Source organism: Rouxiella aceris (assembly GCF_012933545.1).
GTDB lineage: Bacteria > Pseudomonadota > Gammaproteobacteria > Enterobacterales > Enterobacteriaceae > Rouxiella > Rouxiella aceris.
Window position 1 is genome coordinate 1 of record NZ_JAADJU010000012.1, and the last position, 21,773, is coordinate 21,773.

The window sequence follows — 21,773 nt, forward strand, 5'->3', positions numbered from 1 at the left end:
GGTTTTGCTTTAAATGTTTCCTGGCCGATTCAAAACCTACGCTGAGCGACGTGGAGCGAGACGCTTTTGGCTCGCGACCGAGTGAAGGGACCGCGTAGCGGCGTGGTTTAGGCCACACACAGAAGTCACTGGAAAGAACTCGAACCGAGGGCACAACACTTATCAATTTGGACAAGGCGCAGGATTCCAAAGGAGGCGCGCCTTCGCCTCCTTTGGGCGGTCTGGGCCGCCGCCCAGTGAGCGCAGCGAATGCCCTTGACCTTGACTTTAAAACCAAAAATTGACCTTTAAGCCAAAATTATTATTTAACTAACTCAGTCTGATAAAAAATATGCTTCCCGAACGGGTCAATCTCATAGCCTGATACCTCTTTACGCACCGGCTCAAAAATCGTCGAATGCGCAATCATTACCGCCGGGACCTGATCGTGCATCATCTGCTGGGCCTGCTGGTAAAGGGTTACGCGTTTGGCATGATCGGTGGTGACGCGCGCTTCATTGATCAACTGATCAAACGGTGGATAACACCACTTGGCCGAGTTCGAACCGCCCTGCGCGGCTTTACAGGTAAATAACGGACCAAAAAAGTTATCCGGATCACCATTGGCAGTGGTCCAGCCCATCAAGGCCGCCTGATGTTCACCGTTGCGTATCCGCGTCTGATATTCGGCCCATTCGTAACTGACGATATGCGCTTTAACACCTATTTTCGCCCAGTCCGCCTGGATCATCTCAGCCATACGCCGTGCATTAGGGTTATAAGGGCGCTGAACCGGCATTGCCCAGAGATCGATATCAAACCCCTCGGTATAGCCAGCTTCTGCCAACAAGGCTTTGGCTTTTTCCGGTGAATAGGCATAATCCTCTATGCCGTTGTCAGCGCTCCACACCGCCGGTGGCAACAGATTTTTGGCGGCCGTGCCGGTGCCACGAAACACCGCTTCGATAATGGACGCCTTATTGATTGCCATTGCCAATGCCTGGCGAACCTTGACATTATCCAACGGTTTTTTCTGGGTATTAAACGATAAAAAGCCGGTATTCAGACCGGACTTACTGAGCAAGGTAATATCTTTGTTGGCACGCAGCCGATCAAGATCTGCCGGGTTAGGGAACGGCATTACCTGACACTCGTTTTTCTCCAGCTTGGCCATTCTTACCGCAGCATCCGGCGTGATACTAAATACCAGGCGGTCAATCTTTGACTTGCCCTGCCAATATTGCGGGAAAGCGGCATATAAAATGCGTGTATCTTTCTGATACTGCACTAACTCAAAGGGGCCGGTGCCGATAGGATCGGTATCCACTTTTTGCGGAGTGCCAGCCTTAAGCATTGCATCTGCATATTCCGCGGACAGTATCGAGGCAAAATACCAGCCGAGATCGGCAATAAAAGGCGCTTCCGGCCGCGAGAGGTTAAATCGTACCGTATTGTCATCCACGCGATCGATACTGGCGATCAGGTTGCTCATATCCAGGCTGTCAAAGTTAAGATAGGTGCCATTGGAAACCTGATGATAAGGATTGTTTTTATCCTTCTGACGCATAAAAGAAAAAATCACATCATCGGCATTAAAATCACGGCTGGGGGTAAATAGCTTGTTGCTCTGGAATTTAACCCCCTTGCGCAGATGGAAAGTGTAGGTTTTACCGTCGGCACTGATATCCCAGCTCTCGGCCAGACTGGGGATCAGCTCGGTAGTGCCGGTTTTAAAGTCAACCAGGCGGTTGTAGATCGGCACTGCGCTGGCATCGACATTGGTGCCTGAGGTGTACAACTGAGGATTAAAGATGTCCGGTGAGCCTTCGGAACAATAGACCAGCGTGTTAGCCGAAGCACTGGCCGCCATGGCCAGCGCCAAAACGCCGGTAGTCAATATTGCTATTTTCTGTTTCATGCTTTTCCCTGTCATTAAGATAGCGAACGCGCCAGGTCAGGCGCCCCGTGGTTGTGCAGGCGATGGTCGTCGGGGACAGTGCCACCCGATACGCGACATCACCTGGAACAGCATTCAAAAACAGACTACCATTCAGGATAAGCTTAGTAATACTTTGTTATATATGAAAATCTTATATGTAAAAACTCAGAGGTCACAATGTCGACTGAAATTGCCACACAACTCACAGAACGTTTTTACCGCTATTTGGCGATAGCCACGCAAAGCGATGCCAAGGCGACCTGTTTGCCAAGTACGCCAGGACAGCAAGAGTTGGCCAATTTACTGGCTAAGGAGCTGATTGCGCTGGGGCTGGAAAACGTTCAGGTTGATCAGCATGCTACGGTGACCGCCGTTAAACCCGGTACGAAAAAAGGCGGGCCGCGGATCGGTTTTATCACCCATATTGATACCGTCGACGTCGGCTTAGCTGCGGATATTCACCCGCAAACGCTGATCTTTAACGGCGAAGACCTCTGCCTTAATCAGGCGCAAGATATCTGGCTGCGCACCAGTGAACATCCTGAGATCCTGCCCTATCAGGGAGAAGCCATTATTTTCAGCGATGGCACCAGCGTGCTGGGAGCAGATAATAAAGCCGCTGTCACCGTGGTGATGACCCTGCTGGCCAACCTGCAGGCAGAAGATTGCCATGGCGATATTGTCGTTGCCTTTGTTCCCGATGAAGAGATTGGTCTGCGCGGTGCCAAAGCGCTGGATCTTCAGCGCTTTGACGTCGATTTTGCCTACACCATCGATTGCTGCGAACTGGGTGAAGTGGTCTATGAAAACTTTAACGCCGCCTCGGCAGAAATTACCTTTACCGGCGTCAGCGCCCATCCCATGTCCGCCATTGGCGTGCTGGTTAATCCGCTGTTGATGGCACATGATTTTATTAGCCAGTTTGATCGTCAGGAGACACCGGAAAAAACCCAGGGGCGTGAAGGCTATATCTGGTTCAATGATATTAGCGCCAATCAGCAAGCCGCGACGCTAAAAGCCTCCATTCGCGACTTTGACAGTGCCAGTTTTGCTGCCCGCAAACAGAAGATCGAGCAAGTGGCCAACATGATTGCCGCGCAATATCCGACGGCAAAAGTGTCCGTCACTATCAGCGATACCTACAGTAATATCAGCAGCGCGATTGGCGAAAACCGGCAGGCTATCGATTTGATTTTTACCGCGTTGGAAGAGATAGGCGTGACGCCCAAAGTGATCCCGATGCGTGGCGGTACCGATGGCGCGGCGTTATCGGCCAAAGGGTTACTGACGCCCAATTATTTTACCGGCGCCCATAACTTCCATTCAAAATTTGAATTCTTACCGGTTAATTCATTTATAAAATCCTATGAGTTAACCCGCGCGCTGTGCCTGTTGGCAGCCAAAGAGTAAGGCAAGCGTCCCCGCTCGGTGGGGACGCTTTTATTTTCTGCACCACCTCAGGATGTCGCACTGCTCTCCAGAGGCTCACTACCCGCAGCAGGGTACTGCTTTTGGCTAAACTCGATATACAGCGTCAGGATAAACGCCAGAATATAGAGGGCGCTATAGGCAAGCACCACCCCGATCACGCTAACAGTAGGCAGTAACAAGGTTGCAATGGCTGGCGCAAAAAAGTTACTCAAACCGGCAGAAAGGTTGCACACCGAGATAGCCGCCCCCTTATGTTCCGGTTCCAGCGCCGGAAATAGCGCGGTCATTGGCACAAAGGCGGCAGTGGAGGCTCCCAGTAGGGTCGCTCCCAGCGCTGCCAACCAGAAGTTATCGCCAAAGATGGCCGGCAGAAAATAAAAAGTGATACTAAACACCGCACAACCCAAACAGCCATACCAGCGGATCACTCGCAGCCAGCCCAGTTTCTGCGAGACAATGCCCCAAAAGACATTAAAGACAATAGTCGAGAAGAAGAAAATAGCCCAGATCTGCAACCAGTCAGGCACGGAAAAACCAAAGCTGTCGACAAATACCAGTGGCATAATAATGGCAAAGCCATATAGCGACAGCGTATTGATAATACGTACAATGCTGGATAGAAAAATATTTCGGTTGCTTGCCAACAGCGTCACCGCACGACTCATTTCAGCGAATTTTTCTTTGGTAGATAAATTCATCATACGATTGGATACTTTAATATTATTCAGCGAAAGAATAGCAATAATTCCTCCCGCGCAAACCCACGCTAATGAAAACCATAAAACATTCATCTCGCCAATATGTGTAATAATTAAACTTGGCAAATAACTACCTATTACGCCAATTCCTAATGAGTATGCTGCCCAAAACCAGCCACAGGCCGAGCCAACTAACTCCTCGCGAACATTATTAACAATCACCACAATGAATGAATAAAGAAATAACGGATAGGCCAGTCCGCGGATACCATAAAACAGCAGAATAAAATAATAGTTTTTATGGGACAGGCCAAAAATCATAAAGAGTACGTGGAACACCACCCACATATAAAAGCCAATTCGCATGGCTTTTTGCGGGGTGATCACCTCGGCAATAACCCCTGAACCCCAGGCCGCCAGCGCTGCACATAGCCCATAGACTGTGAACGCCAGCGTTGCCTGCGCCGGGGAAAAACCGAGCTCGACAATATACCGGGAGAGAAACGCCAGCTCAAAACCGTCCCCGGTCATAAACAGGAAAATGGCCACATAGCCCCATAACAAATTGGTGGGCAGTCCCATCCAGTGATCGCTATTAACTTTCATTTCAGTACCTTATATTAATTTTAATTAATACTTCTCCGGAGGTTTTATTTTCTTATTGCCTAAAAAAGGTAAGCATATCACCCCCCTCCTCCGTCAATAAAATAGTCTCATTAATATGAATGCTGTCACATAATAGCCGGTTAAAATAATAGAATTGGCCATAGCAATTAATCGGTTAGCTAAAATGAACGATCAACTTGTGTTTATAAATACAATTTAAAAAGTGACCAGCATCTAAAATAATAACAAAAATGTTGACGTAAACATTTTATAAAACTAGTTTCTAAAAAACACACAAAAGCAAGGAAGAGAGCCGATATGAATATTTTACCGCAACAAATTAAGCAATTAGTTAATTATGGCCCTAACGACTACCGTCTTGTTTCTTCTCCGCTGCCGGTTCCCAAGGCCAATGAGCTATTAATAAAAATCAGCGCCTGCGGCGTCTGTGCCTCAGACGTTCACTGCTTCGGCGGGGCACAAATGTTCTGGGGAAGTGACAGCGCGCCATCATGGGTAAAACCGCCAGTAGTGCCAGGGCATGAGTTCTACGGCGAAGTCGCCGGTTTTGGCGAGGGAGCATTAGAACACTTTGGCGTAGCCCTCGGCGACCGGGTCATTGCCGAACAGATCGTCCCCTGCGACAAGTGCCGCTTCTGCAAGAGCGGCGATTACTGGATGTGTGAAAAACACGATATCTACGGTTTTCAAAGCAAAGATGCCGATGGTGGTATGTCGGAATACATGCTGCTGAAAGCCACCAGCCGGGTGCATAAAATTCCGACCACGCTGACCATGAATGAATGCGCGGTGATCGAACCCTTCGCCTGTTCGGTGCATGCCGTCAACCGTGCCGATATTCAGTTTGAAGATGTGGTGGTATTGGCCGGTGCCGGCACTCTCGGGCTGGGGATGGTGCAGGCCATTCGCCTGAAAACGCCTAAAAAACTGATCGTCCTCGACACCATCCCGGAACGCCTGGCGCTGGCCAGGAAATTCGGTGCCGATCTGGTGATGAATCCGCTGGAGGAAGACGTGGTAGCCAAGGTCAAAGCCTTGACCGGCGGCTATGGCTGCGATGTCTATATCGAGGCCACCGGTAACCCAAGGAGCGTGCCACAAGGCCTGAATATGATCCGTAAAATGGGTCGCTTCGTCGAGTTTAGCGTCTTTAGCGAAGAAGCCACCGTTGACTGGTCAATCATTGGCGACCGCAAAGAGCTGGATATCCGCGGTGCCCACCTTGGGCCAAACTGCTACCAAACGGTGATCGACTTTTTTGAACGCAAGCTGTTTAGCGCCGAAGGCGTGGTGACCGATACCTACTCACTGGATGACTGGCAAGCGGCATTCCATAAAGCGCACGGTGCCGAGTCAGTCAAAGTTTTGCTGATCCCTTAAGGACGCTTGCCGATGAAATATGTTGTTGGAGTCGATATCGGTACGCAAAGTACCAAAGGCATTCTGATGGATGCCAACGGACGTATTCTCGCCAGTGCCTCGCGCGGCTATGCGGTTGAGACGCCAAAACCCTTGTGGGCCGAGCAGTGGCCTGATGTCTGGCTGGAAGCGACGCTGGAGGTGCTGGCGGAGGTGGTCTCTAACGCAGGCGTCGATAAACAGCAGATCGCCTCTGTGTGCATCAGCAGCCTGTATGGCGGTTCGGGGATCCCGGTCGATGAGGATATCCGCCCGCTCTACCCCTGTCTGATCTGGATGGACCGCCGAGCCTCTGACCGCGTTGACTGGGTCAGAAACTATGTGGACACCAAAGAGCTCTTCAGGATCACCGGCAATTCGCTGGACAGTTACTACGGTTATACCAAGATCTTGTGGATCAAGGAAAACGAACCTGAGGTGTGGGCGAAAACCCGTTATTTCCTGCCGCCCAATAGTTATATCAACTACAAGCTCACCGGGGAAATCGCCGTTGATCACTGCTCTGCCGGTAATATTGGTGGCGTTTATAATATCGAAAAACGAGACTGGTCCACCAAGGCCTGCCGAATGCTGGGGATCCCGAAAACCATGCTGCCGGAGCGCCTGGTGCCCTCCGACGGCATAGTGGGAGGATTGTTGCCGGAAATGGCGCACAAGCTCGGACTGGCCGCCGGTACGCCGATCGTTGCCGGTGGCGTAGACGCGGCGGTCGCCACCTTGGCGGCCGGGGTGGTAGCACCGGGTAACCACGTTGCCATGATTGGCACCTCCATGTGCTGGGGATTTGTCAATCATCAGGTTGATGCGCGGCATGGCTTGATCAGTATGCCGCACGTCAATAACCCCCAGCAGGATATCTACACCTTCGGCGGTGCCATTACGGCTGGTGCTTCCGTCACCTGGTTTATCGAACAGTTCTGTAGCGCAGAAAAACAGCAGGCGAAAAGCCAAGGCTGTTCGGTACATCAGTTGCTGGAAGAAAAAGCCCAAGACCTGGCACCGGGGGCAGAAGGGTTGATCTTTCTGCCCTATCTGATGGGCGAGCGCAGTCCCATTTGGGATGCCAAGGCTTCCGGCACCCTGGTGGGGCTAAGCCTGTACCATACTCGCTACCATATGTACCGTGCAGTACTCGAAGGGGTAACTTTTGCTCTGAAAGATAATATCGAGTCGGGCAAAGCCTGCGCCGAACGGCTGGACAATGAGCTGATTGTGGTGGGGGGTGCTGCGTTCTCCGATATGTGGATGCAGATTATTGCCGATATCACCGGCTATCCGGTGCTGACCATCAAAGAGGAAGTGGAGGCTCCGCTTGGCGATTGTTTCCTGGCTGCCAAAGCGGCCGGGATCATTCAGAATGCCGATGAGATCAGACAATGGTTTACCTTGCAGCCACGCGCTACCCCGGACGCCAAGCGTCACGAAAGGTATAACGAGATCTTTAAAACCTATCGTTCAGTCTATAAAAACCTGAAAGGCGATATGCATCAGCTCTATGATTTAACCAAAGTCAGTTAATTTTTTTGCTTTACCCCTTAGCCTTATAAAGCAACACGCCCGAAGAAAAGTTCCTTCGGGCGTTTTTTTCGTCGCTAGCGTTAGCAGGTCTTTGGGGTAACTTACTTTAGTGCGCCAGACAAAAACTGCTGCAAACGCGCACTTTTCGGGTTGCCAAAGACATCGGCCGGATTGCCTTGCTCTTCAATGACCCCCTGGTGCAGGAAAATCACATGGCTGGAAACGTGACGGGCAAACTCCATCTCATGGGTAACCACCACCATGGTTTTACCCTCTTCTGCCAGCTTTTGCATAATGCGCAGTACTTCGCCCACCAGCTCAGGATCCAGCGCCGAGGTTGGCTCATCAAACAGCAGCACTTCCGGCTCCATGGCCAACGCGCGAGCAATAGAAACACGCTGTTGTTGTCCGCCTGACAGATTAACCGGATACTTACCACGGGCGCGCTCGTCAATGCCCACTTTATCGAGATAGAGGATCGCGCGCTCTTTGGCTTCTGCCTTGCTCAGTCCCAACACCTGAATTGGCGCTTCCATCACGTTCTCGAGAACGGTCATATGGCTCCACAGGTTAAAGTGCTGAAACACCATGGTCAGCTTGGTACGCAGCAGTTGCAGCTGTTTTTTATCAAACACCTTTAACTGACCATCGGTATCGCGCACCATGCGAATATCCTGGTTATTGACGCTGATTGAGCCTTCGCTGGGTTTCTCCAGAAAGTTAATGCAGCGCAAAAAGGTACTTTTCCCCGATCCGGAAGAACCAATAATACTGATAACGTCACCTGCATTCGCCGACATCGAAACGCCTTTCAGTACCTCTTGTTCACCATAACGTTTATGCAAATCCACGACGGCTAATTTATTTTCTGACATGATTTTTCCCGCACAGGTTTAACGTTTTCGCTGTTAATGCTTTCAAAACTGCATCCCGCCTAATGAGAAGACTGGGGCTTAACGTGCGCCAGCCAGCGTTTTTCCGCCTTGCGGAAGAGAGTGATCAGGACAAACGACACAGCCAGATAAATGACCGCTGCAATACCAAAGGCATAAAACGGCTGGTAGGTGGCGGAGTTGATATCTCGGGCAATTTTCAGCACATCCGGCACCGTGGCGGTAAAGGCCAGGGCGGTGGAGTGCAGCATTAAAATGACTTCATTGCTATAGGCCGGAATGGCGGTACGCAGCGCCGAAGGTAAAATAATGCAGGTATAAAGTTTAAAACGCGAAAAACCATAGGCGTTGGCGGCCTCAATCTCACCGTGCGGCACGGCGCGAATGGCACCGGCAAAAATTTCGGTGGTATAGGCGCAGGTATTGAGCGTTAAAGACAAAATGGTGCAATTCAGACCACTACGGAAGAAAGCGTTTAAAAAATCGCTGCCGCGGACAATTTCCAGACTGTACATCCCGGAATAAAACACCAGGAGCTGCACATACAGCGGCGTACCACGGAAAACATAGGTGAACAACCAGATTGGGGTACTGATCCAGCGGTTTGGCGACACTCGCCCTACGGCCATCAGCACCGCCAGTAATCCCCCCATCACCACCGAGCTAATCAGCAGCCACAGGGTGATCGCCAGACCGGTAAACCGGTAACCATCGCTCCACAGCAGCGATAAACCGTATTGCTGCAAAATATCGATCATAGCTCAGCCCTCTTCACACCCAGTGAATAGCGACGGTCAAGCCATAGCAGAACACCATTGGATAAGGTAGTAAATACCAGATAGATAACACCGGCAACGATAGCGAAATAGAAAGGTTGATAGGTGCCCTTGCCCGCCAACTGCGTCGCCTTGACCACATCGTTAAGACCGAGCAACGAAACCAGTGCCGTAGCCTTGAGAATAACCTGCCAGTTATTGGCAATGCCCGGAAGCGCAAAACGCATCATCGCCGGGAAAAGAATACGGCGGAAAATTTGTGAACTGCTGAAGCCATAGGCCACTGCGGCTTCGATTTGCCCGCGAGGCACGGCCATAAAGGCACCACGGAAAGTCTCGGTAAAATAGGCACCGTAAATAAACCCGAGGGTGATAATACCGGCGCTAAGAGGATCGATATCAATCTGATCCATCCCCATGGATTCGGTCAGACTGTTTAAGGCAATTTGTAATCCATAGAAAATCAACAGCATTAATACCAGGTCCGGCACACCGCGAATTAAGGTGGTGTAGGCGCCGAAGATCGCCGAAATAAATCGATTTTTGGACAGTTTGCCACCGGCACCGATCAAACCGATAATCACCGACAACAGCACGGATGACAGTGCCAGTTCTAAGGTAACCAACGTGCCCTGGATGATGACCTGGGAATACCCATATAGCATGTACGTATCCTGTCTTTGACGAAAATCAGACTGTGTTTCGCAGGAGAGAGCCCTTTATTATTGGCAGCAGGCGCGTCTCAGGCCGTAACAGCAACAACGATTAGGGGTTAAGCACTCTGCTTTAAAAAACGGCTTACCCGTTTGGGCAAGCCGTCACTTCGGCTGTGACAACGCATTCCCTGACGTTGTCAGTTAATGCTTACCCGCCGTAAACATCAAAGTTGAAGTATTTTTTCGCCATTTTTTCGTAGGTACCATCTTTACGCATTGAATCAAAGGCTTTGTTCAATGCGGCTTTCAGGTCGTCTTCGTTTTTACGCAGTCCCATACCGGTACCCACGCCAAAGAATTTGTCATCTTTAACTGAAGGACCTGCGAAGGCGTAGTTTTTACCCGCAGCCTGTTTCAGGAAGCCTTCGCTACCTGCAACTTCGTCCTGGAATGCAGCATCAAGACGGCCAGATGCCAGGTCAGCATAAATCAGATCCTGGTTCTGGTAAGCCACGACGTTGATGCCTTTTGGCTGCCACATGGCGTTGGCATAAGCTTCCTGAGTCGAGCCTTGCAGCACACCGACGTTTTTGCCTTTCAATGCTTCCAGAGTAGGCAGCACTTTAGAACCGGCTGGCGCGATCAGACGCGCATTGGCAGCGTAGAGTTTTTCAGTGAAATCAATTTCTTGCTGACGTTTTTCGGTGATCGACAGTGAAGAAATGATAGCGTCGATTTTCTTCGCTTTTAATGATGGGATTAATGCATCGAAATCGCTTTCGACGTAAGTACATTTAATAGCCGCGCGCTTACACATTTCGTTAGCCAGGTCGATATCAAAACCGACCAGTTTGCCGCTGGAATCCTTGGATTCGAAAGGCGCATAGGTTGGATCCGTGCCGATTTTAATTGCTTTTGGCGCTGCAGCAAATGCGCTACCGGCGCTGGCCAGTACTAATACCAGAGGAAGAACCTTGAACAACTTTTTCATACATTACCCTCAGCCATTAATCGTGTGTTGTTGTGTCTGGTTGCCGAAACAACCCTTTTATTTTTCTGTTACCTGTCTGTGGCGGTAACTTTTTCCCACTTTCACTACTATGCAATAATTATGCAATACTTATGCAGTAATCGTGCCGACTTTGATCGACTGCTGCTTTAGTGTGCGATACGGCCAAAAATGTCTGTGCAAAATCATACGCTCGCTGCACCTTGGCCGTTGATTGAAACACAGATGCACCAAAATAAAACAAGCAAAGTTCAATTTTGGTGCATCGTTATCAATATGTACAAATTTAGGGCATAAAGGGTTACAAAAACTTAGTGGCTGCCCTGCCAGCGAACAAAAAGGTCCTGGGGAAGTTCAATATCAAACTGGTCAAGCACGCGGTTGACCGTCTGATTGATGATGTCATCGATAGTGACCGGGCGATGATAAAACGCCGGTACCGGCGGCATAATCACCGCACCCAATTCGGCCACCTGGGTCATCAGTCGCAAATGACCGAGGTGCAGCGGGGTTTCACGCACACAGAGCACCAGCGGACGGCGTTCTTTTAATACCACATCGGCAGCACGCGACAGCAAGCCGTCGCTATAGCTGTTGGCGATGGCTGACAGCGTTTTGATCGAGCAAGGCAGTATGACCATACCTGAGGTCTTAAAAGAGCCTGAGGAGATGCTGGCGGCGATATCACGGGGATCGTACACCTCGTCGGCCAATGCCTGAACTTCACGCAGACTGAAGTTGGTTTCCAGCGCCAGGGTCTGCCTGGCGGCATTGCTGATTAACAGATGGGTTTTGACATCAGCAACATCACGCAGCACCTCGAGCAAACGCACCCCATAAATTGCGCCACTGGCGCCGGAGATGCCAACAATAAGTTGTTTCATAAATACTGCCTTAAGGATCTGCAGAACATTTTAACGAATGACTTTGCCGGATTAAAAAGCCTTTAGCAAGCAACAGCCGGGCGCATTGCCACAGCGAGCAGATGATAGGATAAATAAGGGGAAAAGCGGAATAAAAAAACCGCCTGCCCTGACTGGCAGGACAAGCGGTGGGAAGGCATTTTTTTTTGCCATTAGCCTTCGTTATGCATTTCGAGATTTTCAGCTTCCTGCTGACCACGCAAGGCCTGTGCATCGTCATTACGCAAGGCTTCAAGGTAGTCAAGATAGCTCTGATCAACGTCTTTGGTGACGTAGATACCATCAAATACCGAGCATTCGAATTTCTCGATATCCGGATTCTCTTCACGCACAGCGTCAATCAGGTCGCTCAGATCCTGGAAAATCAACGCATCGGCACCAATCATCTGTTTAATTTCACTCACTTCACGACCGTGAGCAATCAGTTCATTGGCGCTAGGCATATCAATACCATAGACGTTCGGGAAGCGAACTTCCGGCGCGGCCGAAGCGAGATAGACATTTTTGGCACCGGCTTCACGGGCCATTTCGACGATCTGCTGTGAGGTGGTACCACGCACGATAGAGTCATCCACCAGCAGCACGTTTCTGTCACGGAACTCGGCGCGGTTGGCGTTCAATTTACGGCGAACCGATTTGCGACGCTCCTGCTGACCCGGCATGATAAAGGTGCGGCCAACGTAACGGTTTTTTACAAATCCCTGGCGATAGGGTTTGTTAAGGATGCGAGCGATTTCCAGCGCGATATCGTTGGAGGTTTCCGGGATCGGGATAACGGCATCGATCTCCAGATCTTCCCACTCGCGGGCAATCTTGGCCCCCAGTTTTTGTCCCATACGGCGGCGGGCGCTGTAGACGGAAATCTTATCGATAAACGAATCAGGACGCGCAAAGTAGACAAACTCGAACAGGCATGGGTTGTACTGAGGATTTTCAGCACACATGCGGGTAAAGAGCTGGCCTTTCTCGGTGATATACACGGCTTCGCCTGGCGCAACGTCGCGCAGGAATTCAAAGCCGAGGGTATCGAGAGCTACACTCTCGGACGCCACCATATATTCGGTGCGGTTTTCGTCAAGCACACGCTTGCCGATCACCAAAGGACGGATGCCGTGCGGATCGCGGAAGGCGAGCATGCCGTGACCGATGATCATCGCCACGCAGGCATAAGCGCCGCGGATCTTCAGGTTCACCGCAGAAATCGCCGCGAAAATGTTGTCTGCTTCCAGGGGATAATGCTGGAATCTGTCCAGTTCACTGGCAAGAATATTCAGCAAAACTTCAGAGTCAGAAGTGGTGTTGACATGGCGACGAGCGCCTTCAAACAGCGTACTTCTTAATTCGTGGGCATTGGTCAGGTTACCGTTATGGGCAAGGGTGATGCCGAACGGAGAGTTGACGTAAAAAGGTTGAGCCTCTGAAGCGCTGGAACTGCCAGCCGTAGGGTAACGAACGTGACCAAGGCCCATGTTGCCCTGCAAACGTTGCATATGCCGTGCTTCGAACACATCTTTCACCAGACCATTGGCCTTCCGCAGACGGAAGTTGTTGTTGCCATCAATGGTGACGATGCCTGCGGCATCCTGCCCACGGTGTTGTAACACCGTTAACGCGTCATAAATCGACTGGTTTACCGGCATAAAACCGGCGATACCGACAATACCGCACATGTTGTCTTTTCCTCATCAGCGCTGCCAAAGCTAGATATGCTTTGGCAAGAAACTCGACGTGCTCTGCAGGTAGTCAAAGAACCACCTGATGATATAACTAAACTGTGGGATCAACTGCGACTGTTTCCAGTCTTCACTGTGCGAAAAGCTGGTAAAGGTATCCAGAAAGAACAGCATTGCCGAGACAATCAACACCCCGCGCAGTGCGCCAAAACAGACACCTAATACCCGGTCGGTTCCCGATAGTCCGGTACGCTCGACCAGCGAACTAATCACATAGTTGACAATTGCACCTACGATCAACGTCGCGATGAACAAGATGGCAATTGCGATCCCGTTTCGAACGACTTCGTCTTCGAAACGCGTGAAATAGACGGCGAGGTAAGGATAATAGTGGCTGGCAACGAAGAAGGCGCACCCCCAGGTTACCAATGATAAGGCTTCGCGAACAAAACCTCGAATCAGGCTGACTAACGCAGAAAACCCGATAACCGCAATAATGACGTAATCAATCCAGACCATCACTCTATCCAGTCTCTCATCCAGGAAAAGACCCGTTGTTTTTGTCGCAAAAGCGGCAATGACTCTGGGTACAACTTGCCCGGCATCCAAATCGCTGCGAATTCTAACAGAAAAAGAAAACGTTTGCGTAGGGTAAATCTGCCGGTCAGCCAAATTAATCATAAGGGTGAAAAAAACATCAATCACCGCAAAAAGATAACAAATTATTACTTGTTCAGACGGCATAAAGCCCGATGCTGCCCGCCGCCATGGCGGGCGTCATCAGCCTTTAGTGCGCGGCGCTATAACCGCGTACTTGCCCGCTCAAACCACTAAGATCTTTTAACTTATCCAGCGAACCTTCAAGCTTTTGCTTGTTGGCTTCCGGACCGACAAATACGCGCGTAATCTGTCCCTGAACCGGGGTCGCCGGCAGGGTATAGGCGCGATAGCCGGACAAACGCAGTTTGGCGACAATTTCATTAACTTTGTCGGCATTCTTCAGCGCACCCAACTGCACCACATAGGATTGGGCCACCGGCGGTTTTTCTGCGGCTGGCTCTTTCGCTTCGGCCGGTGGTTTGGCTGCTGCCTCAACCTGCGGTTTCGTTTCGGCTTTTGGTGACTCTACCGGTTTGGCTTCCGCCTTTTTCGCGGTTACCGCTTTTGGCGGTTGCTGCGCTTTCAGTTGCTGCTGTCGCGACTCGGCTACCGGTGGTGGCGTCAGCGTTTTAGGTGTGGCCTTGGCCGCAGGGGCACGTGGTGCTACCTCGGTTTCCGTATCCGGGGCGTCTTGCGAGGAGGCAACGGCATGAGCCGCCTCGGCAGCACCGGCATTGACCGCTTCCCCTGCCCCTTCCGGCGGCTGAGCCGGTAACGACTGGGTTATTGGGCCAGCGGGCTCCTGCTCCTGAACATCCCCCGGTTTGGGAACCAGCGGAATGGAGGCAAACTCATCCTCGTAGTGTTTTTTTTTGCCATCCAGCAGACCCGGTAGCAGGATCACTCCCAAGGCTACCAGGATCACGGTGCCAACCAGACGATTTTGAAACTTACTTGCCACTGGTATTCCCCGTATCCATCGCAGCCATAACATGGGCTACGGTATGAAATGATCCACAGACAATGACGATATCCTGACTATCAGCATCCTGCATCGCCTGCTTCCATGCGCTCGCAACGTCGGTAAAGGCCATGGCCTGAGGCAAGTGCTCAGTCAGCGCGCTAACCGGTGCGCCGCGTGGCCCCTCAAGAGGGGCACAATACCAGACATCAACCTGCGGTTTGAGACATGCCAACGTACCGGCAATATCTTTATCTGACAACATACCGATAACCGCGCGGATTTTCCCCCCTCGCCTTGGCAAATCAGAAAGTTTACCGGCCAGATAACCTGCCGCATGCGGATTGTGCGCCACATCGAGGATCAACCGTGGCGAGTCACTAACCAACTGAAAACGTCCGGGTAGCGCTGCCTGCTGCAACCCCTGACGAATGGCTGCCTCGCTGACCCTTAAGCTCGAGTAATGCAACACGGCCAGCGCCGTGGCAGCATTGGGCAGCGGCACCTGGGGCAGCGGCAATTGATCATAGGTGACAGCGGGTAAATTGTCAGCGCCAGCACAATGCCACTGCCAGTTATTATTGTTGCTGGTGTAATGCCAGTCCTGACCGACGCGGTGCAACTGAGCGCCCTTTTCTTCGGCAACCAGGGCAATGGAATGCGGCATATCGCCTTCGCCGACCACCGCAGGGCGCGCATGGCGGAAGACACCGGCCTTTTCACGGCCAATACTTTCGCGATCAGGCCCCAGCCAGTCGGTATGATCGAGGGCAATACTGGTGACGGCAGCCACATTGGCATCAACAATATTGGTAGCGTCAAGCCTGCCACCGAGGCCCACTTCGAGGATCACCACATCCAGCGCCGCCTGTTTAAACAGTTGTAGCGCCGACAGCGTGCCATATTCAAAGTAGGTCAGCGAAATATCGCCACGACCCGCCTCCAGCAGGGCAAACGACTGGCAATGTTGCTCTGGCGTCAGTTCCTGTCCCTGAATGCGCACCCGTTCGGTATAACGCACCAGATGTGGCGAACTGTAGACACCGACACGCAGCCCCGCTGCCAGCAGAATGGCTTCCAGCGTACGGCAGGTGGTGCCTTTACCATTGGTCCCGGCCACGGTAAAGACCTGGGGGGCCGGGGTTAGCAGATCCATACGGGTTGCCACCGCCTTGACCCGATCGAGACCGAGTTCAATCGCCTGAGAATGGAGATTTTCAAGATAATAAAGCCACGTGGCCAAAGGCGACGTGGCTTGGGGGATAGGTATATTTTGCATGGCAATGCCCTTTTGTCAGTACTTGCAATCAGAATTGCTTACGGACTCGGGATAACAGCCTTTATTACTTATACCCGTCATACTTGACGTGGCGCCTGCACGAATGCATCCGCATCACTGACTGCTGCCCGCGGCTCGCACTGACTGCCTGGCTGCAACGCCAATGACTTTGGGTACAGTACGGCGGCAAAAGGCTTGCCGCCCAGGTTATACGAACAGGCTATTATCCCTGCCTGTCAGGCATCCTGATGATTATCACTTGAAGCATCACTTGCGCTAACCGCAGGAACTTCAGTGACTTTAGGTTCAGGGCGTCCAGTCAATTTGGCTAATACGCTGCCTAACTTGTTACGCAACTCAGGACGACGAACAATCATATCGATCGCCCCTTTTTCGATCAGGAACTCACTGCGTTGGAAGCCCGGCGGCAGTTTTTCACGCACAGTCTGTTCGATAACGCGTGGTCCGGCAAAGCCAATCAGCGCCTTGGGTTCAGCCACATTGATATCGCCCAACATTGCCAGGCTGGCAGAGACGCCACCCATGGTCGGGTCAGTCAGTACGGAAATATAAGGCAGACCGCGTTCTTGCAGTTTAGCCAGCGCCGCACTGGTTTTGGCCATTTGCATTAGCGACATCAGGGCTTCTTGCATACGGGCACCGCCGCTGGCAGAGAAACAGACCAGTGGGCAGTTATCTTCCATCGCCTGTTCAACGGCACGGACAAAACGCGCACCAACCACCGAGGCCATTGAACCGCCCATAAAGGCGAATTCAAACGCCGCCACCACGATAGGCATACCAAACAGCGTGCCTTTCATGACCACCATGGCGTCTTTTTCATCAGTCTCTTTTTGAGCCGCTACCAGACGATCTTTATATTTCTTCGAGTCTTTAAACTTGAGCACGTCTTTTGGCTCAAGCTCACTACCCAATTCGACCTCACTGCCCTCATCCATAAAGGTGAACAGACGCATACGCGCAGACATGCGCATATGGTGATCACATTTCGGACAAACCATCAGATTACGCTCAAGTTCAGCTCGGTATAACACCTGACCACAGCTATCGCATTTGGTCCAGACACCTTCTGGAATGCTTGCTTTACGGGTTTGCGAGATGTTGCTCTTGTTAAGAATTCGTTCAATCCAGCTCATCGATGACCTTTCTGTTTGAACCTGGCAAACGCCAGTTCGCTGTTCATGCTGTAACCAGTCCCCTGCATTTAACTCAAAAACCGCCCTCGATTAATTTCGGAATTTCATTCGGCTATCGCCGCTGAAATCGTGGAAATCAGGAGGTTGTTCGCAGGAACAGACCATAAATGTCGCTCATTAAACCATAACAGCCGTAGACTGTGGATAAAAAAATGGTTCCATCCAGTGGTTTAACAATTTTAAATTAATAATATCGCCCGAGGTCAGGGTCACCCCTGACCATCAGGTTTACCTTTATTGCGTCTTGGCCGCAGCCCGGCGGTGACGCAGCACCTCAATAATCGCCGGCAACACCGACACGACGATAATACCGACAATCACAAATTTCAGATTGTTCTGCACAAAGGGCTGGTTGCCGAAAAAATAGCCCGCGTAGGTCAACAGTAACACCCATAATAGCCCCCCGGCCACGTTATAGGCGGCAAAATGGCGATAGGACATATGCCCCATCCCGGCAACAAAGGGGGCAAAGGTGCGAACAATCGGAACAAAGCGCGCAAGAATAATCGTTTTACCGCCATGTTTCTCGTAAAACTTGTGAGTTTGTTCCAAATAACTGCGACGAAAAATTTTCGAATCAGGATTGGCGAACAATTTGGCACCGAACAGCCGACCAATGGTGTAGTTCACCGCATCTCCGGCCACCGCTGCCAGCGCCATCAAAAATACCATGGTATGCACATTCAGGCTGTGGGCTGGCAATGCCGCCAGCGCACCGGCAACAAAAAGCAGTGAATCGCCAGGCAAGAAAGGTGTCACCACCAGTCCGGTTTCGCAGAATAAAATCACAAACAGAATGGCATACACCCATACGCCATATTGTGCAACCAACTCGGTTAAATGCACATCAATATGCAGAATAAAATCAATGATATAGTGAATATATTCCATGGTATTCCCTCAAATGACTTCAATCGGCCAGGAACAGAGGCCCCAGTGTGACCTTCGGCAAAGCAAATTTTTCAGGATAATCGACAGCAACCAGATACAAACCTTCTGCCTTGGCGGTGGCAGCGGCAAGATTACGGTCTTTGGCAGCCAACAACTCGGCCATCCAGTTTTCAGACTGATTGCCCGCCCCCACTTCCACCAGGCTACCCACGATATTGCGCACCATATGATGCACAAACGCATTGGCTTTAATATCAACCACCACATAATGCCCATAGCGGCTCACCTGCAGATGCATCATAAAGCGCCAGGGCGTGCGCGACTGACATTGCACGGCACGAAATGAGGTAAAGTCATTCTCGCCAAGCAGACATTGCCCCGCCCGCTGCATTTTTTCAACGTCCAATGGCATATGCACATGGGTAATGCCCTGCTGCAAAATAGCCGGGCGGTAGCGATGATTATAAATCACATAGCGATAACGGCGCGCAGTAGCGCTAAAACGCGCGTGAAAATCTTCGCTGACGTGACTAACCCAACGCACGGCGATATCCTTGGGCAGATGGGTATTCACCCCCATCGTCCAGGCAGCATCTTTGCGCCATACCGGCGTATCAAAATGCACTACCTGCCCGGTAGCGCTGACGCCCGCATCGGTGCGTCCGGCGCACTGTACGGTGATCGGTGCATCGGCAACTCGACTTAACGCCCTTTCGACACAGGCCTGCACGCTGTCGACTTCTTGCTGACGCTGCCAGCCGTAATAACTGCTACCCTGATACTCAACCCCTAACGCAATGCGTTCAGCCACCCCTCTCGGTGCTGGCTCAGGGCATAATTCTGCAGACATCAGTACCAATACTCCTGGATCAGTTTTTCTGCGGTTTCCACCGCCATCAGCGCGCCGCCAAAACGAACATTGTCCGCCACCGACCAAAACTGAAGCAACTCGGGAATACCGTAGTCATTACGCAAGCAACCGATGCTTAACGAAGCATTGCCTGAGGCATCACTAACCTGCGTCGGGAAATCATCCTCTTCACTGAGATTAATGTCAGCAATTTGTTCAAGTTCAGCCCGGGCTTCTTCGGCTGAAAGCGGACGTAATCCCTCGAGATGCACCACCTGGGCATGGCCATAAAATACCGGCGACTGCACGCAACTGACGGAAATCGGCAGCCCTTCGTCCTGCACCACTTTACGCACCTGATCGACCAGACGACGCTCCTGCAACACGCTGCCTTCGTCATCACTCAGCAACGGCAGCAGGTTAAATGCCAACTGCTTGCGGAATACGCCCTCTTCGGCCGGAATACCGTTAAGCAGACGCGCACTCTGGCCCGCCAAATCGTCTACCGCCGCTTTACCCAGCGCGGATACGGAAAGCAGAGAGGTGACATGCAAACGCGAAAGGCCCGCCAGCTCGGTCAGCGGTTTAATTGCCGTCAATAGTTGGCAGGTCAGGCTATCGGCCACCGCCACAATATTGCGATTGCGGTAATGGGAGAGCACATCGGGGTTGACTCCGGGTACCACCAGCGGCACATCCGGCTCCATGGCGAACAGGCCACTGCTGTCGATCACCAGACAACCCTGGTTGGCGGCTTCTTCGGCGTATTTGGCCGAAGCCTCGACACCGGCGACAAAAAAGGCCAGTTGCACTTGCGACCAGTCAAACTCGGCAGCATCGTGCACCAGCGCGCTTTTGCCGTTATAACGAAGGGTTTGTCCGGCGCTACGCTCGCTCGCCAGAGGGAAAATCTCACCAACCGGGAACTGACGTTCAGACAGCAGATCCAGTAGCGCCTCACCTACGGCACCCGTGGCGCCAAGCAGCGCAATATTCCAGCCATCAGACATGTTGGTTTTCTCCAGAAATGTTCAAACTACAGACTAAAAGGGACGGTCATCACCGCCCCCGCTAAATTTAGCTATGAATAGCCGTACTACAGCAAGCGGCATCAATATTGACTGCCGCCGCGGGATATCGTTTCGGGTGCGTTGACAGGATGCGACAGTATGGCGCGCATCCCTGATAAAAACCTTAGGAAACGTCGCTGGTAAAACCGAGTTGCTGTAGCAGGCTGGCTGTCTGCGGATTATCGCAGTGGACCGTCAACGAAGACCATTCGCGGCGCTCTTCATAGAATTTGCGTAAACGGTCAAACTCACCGCTTTTGCCCGCGACTCTGCGCAGCGGCGCATCATCACGGCGCACATCATACACCAAGTGCGCCAGACGCAGCAGTTTAGCTTCGGTTAACTCACCGCGCAGGCATACCTCGGCAAACTCGGGGGCCGGCAGCAGGCTGGCCAGCGGCACATGCTGCGGCTGACCGATAAACTGGCTATAGGCCTCAAACACCTGCGTGGTGCCGCGTGCTTTGCCTTCCAGGCTGTATCCGGCGATATGCGCGGTGCCAATAGCCACTTTATCCAGTAGCGCCAGCGACAGTTCCGGCTCGGGCTCCCAGACATCGAGTACGGCAGTGAGTTTTTTCTCACCGTTTAGCGCGGTCAGCAAGGCCGCATTGTCGACTACTTCCCCTCGACAGGCGTTAATCAAAATAGCGCCCGGTTTCAGGGCTGCCAGCATCGCGGCGTCCACCAGGTGATAGGTTTTATCCACTCCGGACTGATTTAATGGCGTATGGAAAGTCAAAATATCCGCTTCCGCCACCAGTTGCTCGATAGAGCTGAACGCATCACCGCCTTCATGGCGCGCGCGCGGTGGATCGCATAACAGGGTGCGAATACCCAGTGCCTGCAAACGCGCATTCAACCGCGAGCCAACATTGCCGACGCCGATAATACCGACGGTTTTGTCGCGCAGGGAAAATCCGTCGCGCTGGGCGAGGATCAACAACGAAGAGAAAACGTATTCCACCACGGCAATGGCATTGCAACCCGGTGCGGCAGAAAAACCGATCCCCGCCTGCTGCAACCAGCTGTCGTCCACATGATCGGTCCCTGCCGTTGCGGTACCCACAAATTTTATCGGCGTCACTGTCAGCAGACTTTCATTAACCTTGGTCACCGAACGCACCATCAGCGCATCGGCGTTAGCCAGAGCATCTTTAGGGATGGGACGACCAGGAACGGCCTGAACTTCGCCTAACCGGCTAAACAACTCAACCGCATAAGGCATATTTTCATCAACCAGGATTTTCACGCTTGTCTCCGCTACCGCTGCAAAAAGAATAATGAACAATATACGCGTCGTATTTGTGGCTGCACCTGCAACGTAAAAGATAACGCCATAAAGGGCGGCCATTTTGCCATAG

At 51.7% G+C, this 21,773-nt stretch carries 19 protein-coding genes; 3 read left to right on the plus strand and 16 right to left on the minus strand.

Translation table 11 applies throughout. The features are described from left to right. Positions 1–301: 301 nt before the first annotated feature. Entirely contained in the window at positions 302–1,849 is a 1,548-nt protein-coding gene (locus GW590_RS19755; protein ID WP_408014952.1) for an ABC transporter substrate-binding protein, read from the minus strand. Positions 1,850–2,095: 246 nt separating this feature from the next. On the opposite strand from GW590_RS19755, the gene pepT reads away from it, so the two are divergent. Further along, positions 2,096–3,328, plus strand: a complete 1,233-nt coding sequence (gene pepT, locus GW590_RS19760) for a peptidase T (RefSeq protein ID WP_169404799.1) — start codon at positions 2,096–2,098, stop codon at positions 3,326–3,328. A 47-nt stretch (positions 3,329–3,375) separates the two neighbouring features. Here pepT and GW590_RS19765 read toward each other — a convergent pair whose 3' ends face one another. Further along, a complete protein-coding gene (locus GW590_RS19765; protein WP_169404800.1) occupies positions 3,376–4,653 on the minus strand; it encodes an MFS transporter in 1,278 nt (425 codons plus the stop codon). Between the two features lie 318 nt (positions 4,654–4,971). Here GW590_RS19765 and GW590_RS19770 point away from each other — a divergent pair, with 318 nt between their 5' ends. Next, the gene (locus GW590_RS19770) at positions 4,972–6,054 is read left to right on the plus strand and encodes an alcohol dehydrogenase catalytic domain-containing protein (protein WP_169404801.1); all 1,083 of its coding nucleotides are present in this window, start codon (positions 4,972–4,974) and stop codon (positions 6,052–6,054) included. Between the two features lie 12 nt (positions 6,055–6,066). Next, the gene (locus GW590_RS19775) at positions 6,067–7,611 is read left to right on the plus strand and encodes an FGGY-family carbohydrate kinase (protein ID WP_169404802.1); all 1,545 of its coding nucleotides are present in this window, start codon (positions 6,067–6,069) and stop codon (positions 7,609–7,611) included. Positions 7,612–7,712: 101 nt separating this feature from the next. Here the strand turns inward: GW590_RS19775 and hisP are convergent, their stop codons facing one another. The 14 genes from hisP to pdxB all read right to left on the minus strand — a co-directional run bounded on the left by hisP (position 7,713) and on the right by pdxB (position 21,661). After that, positions 7,713–8,486 carry a histidine ABC transporter ATP-binding protein HisP gene (hisP, locus tag GW590_RS19780; protein ID WP_169404803.1) on the minus strand — a complete coding sequence of 258 codons (774 nt, stop codon included), beginning with the start codon at positions 8,484–8,486 and terminating at the stop codon, positions 7,713–7,715. Between the two features lie 59 nt (positions 8,487–8,545). Further along, positions 8,546–9,262 (minus strand): ABC transporter permease, encoded by a 717-nt coding sequence (locus tag GW590_RS19785; RefSeq protein WP_169404804.1) that lies wholly within the window; start codon positions 9,260–9,262, stop codon positions 8,546–8,548. Beyond that, positions 9,259–9,945: a histidine ABC transporter permease HisQ gene (locus GW590_RS19790; protein WP_169404805.1), complete on the minus strand. Its 687-nt coding sequence runs from the start codon at positions 9,943–9,945 to the stop codon at positions 9,259–9,261. Before GW590_RS19790 ends, GW590_RS19785 begins: the two co-directional genes overlap by 4 nt. A gap of 199 nt (positions 9,946–10,144) precedes the next feature. Continuing rightward, the gene (locus tag GW590_RS19795; protein WP_169404806.1) at positions 10,145–10,927 is read right to left on the minus strand and encodes a lysine/arginine/ornithine ABC transporter substrate-binding protein; all 783 of its coding nucleotides are present in this window, start codon (positions 10,925–10,927) and stop codon (positions 10,145–10,147) included. 329 nt (positions 10,928–11,256) lie between these two features. Next, on the minus strand, positions 11,257–11,829 hold the full coding sequence (locus GW590_RS19800) for a UbiX family flavin prenyltransferase (RefSeq protein WP_169404807.1): 573 nt from the start codon (positions 11,827–11,829) through the stop codon (positions 11,257–11,259). Positions 11,830–12,020: 191 nt separating this feature from the next. Further along, complete coding sequence (purF, locus tag GW590_RS19805; protein ID WP_169404808.1) at positions 12,021–13,538, minus strand: amidophosphoribosyltransferase; 1,518 nt, start codon at positions 13,536–13,538, stop codon at positions 12,021–12,023. 30 nt (positions 13,539–13,568) lie between these two features. After that, on the minus strand, positions 13,569–14,060 hold the full coding sequence (gene cvpA, locus GW590_RS19810) for a colicin V production protein (protein WP_169404944.1): 492 nt from the start codon (positions 14,058–14,060) through the stop codon (positions 13,569–13,571). Positions 14,061–14,328: 268 nt separating this feature from the next. Beyond that, positions 14,329–15,102 carry a cell division protein DedD gene (dedD, locus tag GW590_RS19815; RefSeq protein ID WP_169404809.1) on the minus strand — a complete coding sequence of 258 codons (774 nt, stop codon included), beginning with the start codon at positions 15,100–15,102 and terminating at the stop codon, positions 14,329–14,331. Beyond that, complete coding sequence (folC, locus tag GW590_RS19820) at positions 15,092–16,381, minus strand: bifunctional tetrahydrofolate synthase/dihydrofolate synthase (RefSeq protein ID WP_169404810.1); 1,290 nt, start codon at positions 16,379–16,381, stop codon at positions 15,092–15,094. Before folC ends, dedD begins: the two co-directional genes overlap by 11 nt. Before the next feature lie 236 nt (positions 16,382–16,617). Continuing rightward, positions 16,618–17,538, minus strand: a complete 921-nt coding sequence (gene accD / locus GW590_RS19825; RefSeq protein WP_169404811.1) for an acetyl-CoA carboxylase, carboxyltransferase subunit beta — start codon at positions 17,536–17,538, stop codon at positions 16,618–16,620. A 294-nt stretch (positions 17,539–17,832) separates the two neighbouring features. Beyond that, positions 17,833–18,489 (minus strand): DedA family protein, encoded by a 657-nt coding sequence (locus GW590_RS19830; RefSeq protein WP_169404812.1) that lies wholly within the window; start codon positions 18,487–18,489, stop codon positions 17,833–17,835. Between the two features lie 19 nt (positions 18,490–18,508). After that, positions 18,509–19,339 carry a tRNA pseudouridine(38-40) synthase TruA gene (gene truA / locus GW590_RS19835; protein WP_169404813.1) on the minus strand — a complete coding sequence of 277 codons (831 nt, stop codon included), beginning with the start codon at positions 19,337–19,339 and terminating at the stop codon, positions 18,509–18,511. Beyond that, positions 19,339–20,349, minus strand: a complete 1,011-nt coding sequence (locus GW590_RS19840; RefSeq protein ID WP_169404814.1) for an aspartate-semialdehyde dehydrogenase — start codon at positions 20,347–20,349, stop codon at positions 19,339–19,341. The genes truA and GW590_RS19840 overlap by 1 nt, the downstream gene beginning before the upstream one ends. Positions 20,350–20,533: 184 nt before the next feature. Then, positions 20,534–21,661 (minus strand): 4-phosphoerythronate dehydrogenase PdxB, encoded by a 1,128-nt coding sequence (pdxB, locus tag GW590_RS19845; RefSeq protein ID WP_169404815.1) that lies wholly within the window; start codon positions 21,659–21,661, stop codon positions 20,534–20,536. Between the last annotated feature and the right edge of the window lie 112 nt (positions 21,662–21,773).

Coding starts and splice junctions, on each gene's coding strand:
- GW590_RS19840 (WP_169404814.1), bottom strand. CDS start 20,349: ATGTCTGATGGCTGGAATATTGCGCTGCTTGGCGCCACGGGTGCCGTA.
- folC (WP_169404810.1), bottom strand. CDS start 16,381: ATGCAAAATATACCTATCCCCCAAGCCACGTCGCCTTTGGCCACGTGG.
- GW590_RS19785 (WP_169404804.1), bottom strand. CDS start 9,262: ATGATCGATATTTTGCAGCAATACGGTTTATCGCTGCTGTGGAGCGAT.
- GW590_RS19830 (WP_169404812.1), bottom strand. CDS start 18,489: ATGGAATATATTCACTATATCATTGATTTTATTCTGCATATTGATGTG.
- purF (WP_169404808.1), bottom strand. CDS start 13,538: ATGTGCGGTATTGTCGGTATCGCCGGTTTTATGCCGGTAAACCAGTCG.
- GW590_RS19765 (WP_169404800.1), bottom strand. CDS start 4,653: ATGAAAGTTAATAGCGATCACTGGATGGGACTGCCCACCAATTTGTTA.
- pepT (WP_169404799.1), top strand. CDS start 2,096: ATGTCGACTGAAATTGCCACACAACTCACAGAACGTTTTTACCGCTAT.
- hisP (WP_169404803.1), bottom strand. CDS start 8,486: ATGTCAGAAAATAAATTAGCCGTCGTGGATTTGCATAAACGTTATGGT.
- GW590_RS19775 (WP_169404802.1), top strand. CDS start 6,067: ATGAAATATGTTGTTGGAGTCGATATCGGTACGCAAAGTACCAAAGGC.
- GW590_RS19795 (WP_169404806.1), bottom strand. CDS start 10,927: ATGAAAAAGTTGTTCAAGGTTCTTCCTCTGGTATTAGTACTGGCCAGC.
- accD (WP_169404811.1), bottom strand. CDS start 17,538: ATGAGCTGGATTGAACGAATTCTTAACAAGAGCAACATCTCGCAAACC.
- truA (WP_169404813.1), bottom strand. CDS start 19,339: ATGTCTGCAGAATTATGCCCTGAGCCAGCACCGAGAGGGGTGGCTGAA.
- cvpA (WP_169404944.1), bottom strand. CDS start 14,060: ATGGTCTGGATTGATTACGTCATTATTGCGGTTATCGGGTTTTCTGCG.
- GW590_RS19755 (WP_408014952.1), bottom strand. CDS start 1,849: ATGGCGGCCAGTGCTTCGGCTAACACGCTGGTCTATTGTTCCGAAGGC.
- GW590_RS19800 (WP_169404807.1), bottom strand. CDS start 11,829: ATGAAACAACTTATTGTTGGCATCTCCGGCGCCAGTGGCGCAATTTAT.
- GW590_RS19770 (WP_169404801.1), top strand. CDS start 4,972: ATGAATATTTTACCGCAACAAATTAAGCAATTAGTTAATTATGGCCCT.
- GW590_RS19790 (WP_169404805.1), bottom strand. CDS start 9,945: ATGCTATATGGGTATTCCCAGGTCATCATCCAGGGCACGTTGGTTACC.